The sequence below is a fragment of the Anaerosporobacter sp. genome (genome assembly GCF_965301125.1).
On the sequence record NZ_CBDLAM010000346.1, the window covers coordinates 1 to 2095 of the forward strand.

General features: G+C 35.5%; 3 protein-coding genes. 2 read left to right on the forward strand and 1 reads right to left on the reverse strand.

The genetic code is table 11. The annotated features are described in order from the left end of the window. Nucleotides 1-216 precede the first annotated feature (216 nt). On the forward strand, nucleotides 217-438 hold the full coding sequence (locus tag ACW2QF_RS19755) for a chorion class high-cysteine HCB protein 13 (protein WP_455717729.1): 222 nt from the start codon (nucleotides 217-219) through the stop codon (nucleotides 436-438). A 100-nt stretch (nucleotides 439-538) separates the two neighbouring features. Here the strand turns inward: ACW2QF_RS19755 and ACW2QF_RS19760 are convergent, their stop codons facing one another. Continuing rightward, entirely contained in the window at nucleotides 539-751 is a 213-nt protein-coding gene (locus ACW2QF_RS19760) for a hypothetical protein (RefSeq protein WP_455717730.1), read from the reverse strand. Between the two features lie 247 nt (nucleotides 752-998). On the opposite strand from ACW2QF_RS19760, the gene aroC reads away from it, so the two are divergent. Then, on the forward strand, nucleotides 999-2095 hold a 1097-nt coding region (gene aroC / locus ACW2QF_RS19765; protein ID WP_455717731.1), incomplete at its 3' end, for a chorismate synthase.

Genomic DNA, 2095 nt, shown 5'->3' on the forward strand with positions numbered 1-2095 from the left:
TATCAGCATTAATATATATGTAATTTTTTGTAGAATCTATAAGTAATTTCTTAAATTTTTCTCAATTATTGATTGCTATTGTCTGTTAACCTAATAGCATCGAAAAAATGCTCGAATAAGATCAACCAATTCTTTTAGAAACATTAATATATATAGTAAAGTAGCCAAGCAGTACCTCATATTATACATTGTAAATTAATTTTAGGAGGAACTAAAATGAGTGATTTAGCAGCAACAAACTGCGGATGTGGATGTAGTGACAGAGGAGGATTTGGTGGAAGTAGCTGTTTCATAATCATTATCCTTTTATTCTGCTGTGGCGGAAGCGGATTCGGTTTTGGTGGTAGCGACGGATGTAACAGTGGTTTTGGTGACTGTAGTTGTATTATCTGGATTATTCTTATTCTCTGTCTTTGTGGCGGAAACGGATTCTGCTAATCAGCATCCAAAAAGACCATCGATTTTTCGATGGTCTTTTTAATTGTGACAATATGAGTAACAATTAAAGCTGAGTATTTCCTAAATTGCTTATGAAGTTTTAATAGTTATTTTTCTTCATTTTATTTTGGAGGCATTGATAACAATTAAGATCAATTTCATAGATAGTTGTATCATCAATTATTAATTCTGAATCCTTTTCCACTCTCCGCGTCTCAACTTTATCCCTACCATCTTCTGCTTCAATACTTGCGTATCGTTGGTAATATTGATTCATCTCATCTTGAGTAATCTTGCTATAGTAGTTATCCATATTGCTGTCCTCCTTACACGAGCACCATACTGGCATGGTGCTATCTAACCACGTGCAAACTTTGTGCTCTCTATAATATATGAATTATTAAGTTAAAATGTCCACATATTTATTGACTATTCCTCTTATTTTCCCTTATAATAATTCAAATGGTGCTGATTCGGCATTTATTTACATATCTATATACTTTATTTAGTCAAATTTAGTAACCATATATTATGATTTTAAGAAAGATTGAGGTGTTATCATGGCAGGTTCTATATTAGGAACTATATTTAAAGTATCCACTTGGGGAGAGTCCCACGGCAAAGGAATTGGTGTTGTGGTAGATGGTTGTCCTGCAGGTCTTAACATGTCCGAAGAATATATTCAAACCTATCTTAATAGAAGAAAACCAGGACAAACTAAATACTCCACTCCTCGTAAAGAAGATGATCATGTAGAAATCTTATCTGGAGTATTCGAAGGGCGTACTACTGGAGCTCCTATTTCTATGGTAGTTTTGAATCAAACGCAACGCTCATCGGACTATTCTGAGATTGCTAACTACTATCGTCCAGGCCACGCTGACTACACATTTGATACTAAGTACGGTTTTCGTGATTACCGAGGTGGCGGTCGTTCTTCTGGTCGTGAAACAACTGCTCGTGTTGCAGCTGGTGCAATTGCTCAAGCTATCTTAAATAGCCTTGGTATTAAGGTTAGCGCCTACACTCGTTCCATTGGTCCAATAACAATTAATTATGAAAAACTTAACTTAGAAAATATTATGAAAAGTCCACTATACATGCCAGATATGGAGGCATCTGCTAACGCAGAAGATTTTCTAATGCAGAAGATGAAGGAATCAAATTCTGTTGGTGGAGTAATTGAATGTGTGGTTAAAGGTATGCCAGTTGGTATTGGTGAGCCAGTATTTGAGAAACTAGATGCTAATCTTGCTAAAGCAGTTATGTCAGTAGGCGCTGTTAAGGGTTTTGAAATAGGTGATGGCTTTAAATCTGCATCAATGCTAGGTGAGGATAATAATGATGCTTTTCATTATGAAAATAGTACATTAACTAAAGAGACCAATCATGCTGGTGGAATTCTTGGCGGTATGAGTGATGGTAGTGACATCATTCTACGTGCTGCTATTAAACCAACACCATCTATCGCTAGGACGCAAAATACAGTTAACAAGGCTAACGAAAACATCGAAGTCAATATTAAAGGACGACATGATCCAATCATTGTCCCAAGGGCAGTTGTAGTTATTGAATCCATGGTTGCATTAACCCTAGTTGATATGATTTTTCAGAATATGTATTCTCGTTTGGATAAGATTCAAGAATTTTATAAAAA

Excerpts from the sequence above, each read along its gene's own strand:
- ACW2QF_RS19755 (WP_455717729.1), top strand. The coding sequence starts at position 217 with ATGAGTGATTTAGCAGCAACAAACTGCGGATGTGGATGTAGTGACAGA.
- ACW2QF_RS19760 (WP_455717730.1), bottom strand. The coding sequence starts at position 751 with ATGGATAACTACTATAGCAAGATTACTCAAGATGAGATGAATCAATAT.